This is a genomic window from Nocardiopsis sp. LOL_012 (genome assembly GCF_048060475.1).
Lineage (GTDB): Bacteria > Actinomycetota > Actinomycetes > Streptosporangiales > Streptosporangiaceae > Nocardiopsis.
The window spans coordinates 1-1,235 of record NZ_JBHMIV010000089.1; the positions used below are offsets into that span (position 1 = coordinate 1).

General features: G+C 64.1%; 2 protein-coding genes. Both read left to right on the plus strand.

Features of this window, described 5'->3' with window-relative positions; genetic code table 11:
- Positions 1–349: 349 nt before the first annotated feature.
- Complete coding sequence (locus ACFHWE_RS23540) at positions 350–700, plus strand: transposase (protein WP_416604060.1); 351 nt, start codon at positions 350–352, stop codon at positions 698–700.
- A complete protein-coding gene (locus ACFHWE_RS23545; protein ID WP_416604061.1) occupies positions 660–896 on the plus strand; it encodes a hypothetical protein in 237 nt (78 codons plus the stop codon). The genes ACFHWE_RS23540 and ACFHWE_RS23545 overlap by 41 nt, the downstream gene beginning before the upstream one ends.
- The last annotated feature ends 339 nt before the right edge of the window (positions 897–1,235 follow it).

Here is a 1,235-nt window from a genome sequence, read left to right on the forward strand (position 1 = left end):
GCATCAAACGCGCCGCCATCAACTCCGAGGGCATCCTCCACCTACACGCCGACGTCCTCCCCCCCGCGCCGACACCGACAGGGCCGGAGGCGGAGCAACCGTAGACGGCCAGGCACCGGGCCTGAACCGGAAGGGGCAGTGCCTGTCCCGCCCCACCGACAGCACCACCGCTGGTGTGCGGGCCCCACCGGCGGCTCCTCGATAACGAACACCACGAAGGCGGCGAACCCCTCTCGGTGCCTTTCCCCTGCGCTGGTCCGACGAGGCTGGGTGATACAGCGGGCACTGAACTAAGAGCTCATCCCAAAAGCGCTGCGAGATGCTCCTGTGCCTGGCATGATCACAACCTGTGAGTGATGTGCTGCCCGATGGGCTCTGGGAGATCGTCCAGCCGCTCCTGCCTCCCGCGCCGAGGACCGGCCGTCCCCGTGTGGACCAGAGAGCCATGTTGACCACGGTGCTGTTCGTCCAGGCCTCCGGGTGTTCCTGGGAGAAGGCCGACGGCCTGTTCGGCGTCACCCGCGCCACCGCCCACCGCTGGTTCCAGACCTGGACCGAGATGGGCCTGTGGCCCACGATCCACCGCACGATCCTGGATGAGCTGGGCAGACGCGCCCTGTCGGACTGGTCCCGCGCCACCGTCGACTCCCAGTCGATCCGTGCCAAGAGAGGGCAAGAGCACGGGGCCAAACCCCACTGATCGCGGCAAACCCGGCTCCAAGCCCTACCTGCTGTGCGACCACCAGGGCCTCCCGTTGACCTGCGCGGTCTCCGCGACCAACGTCAACGACATCGAACGCTGGGAACGCAAGGCCTCCACCTTCCTGGCCATGCTCGGCACCGCCTGCATCCTCATCTGCTACAAGCACTTGGCCAAGCATGCTGATGGCTTTTGAGATGAACTCTAAGTACACGGTTCACCACAACGAATTTTCGGTAGTAAACGCACCTCTTCAGAATCGGCGTCCCCTTCCACGAACGAGAGCTCTTCCGAAAGTCCGATCCCCCACAAGGCGAGAAACAGACATGCTTCCTTCAACGGGAGGTCATTTCTGTTTAGTTTCCCACGCCCCAAGGGTTGCTAACTTCTCCGGAGATCGGCCTCGGCTGTACCGGGCGCAGGAAACTGGCAATGGCGCTTGCGCATTCCCCGCCCCAAATCGAAATGAACGGCGGGTGACTTGGTGTGCCTCTAGCCCACGACATGGACCACGGCCCCCGCTACCTCCTCGCCA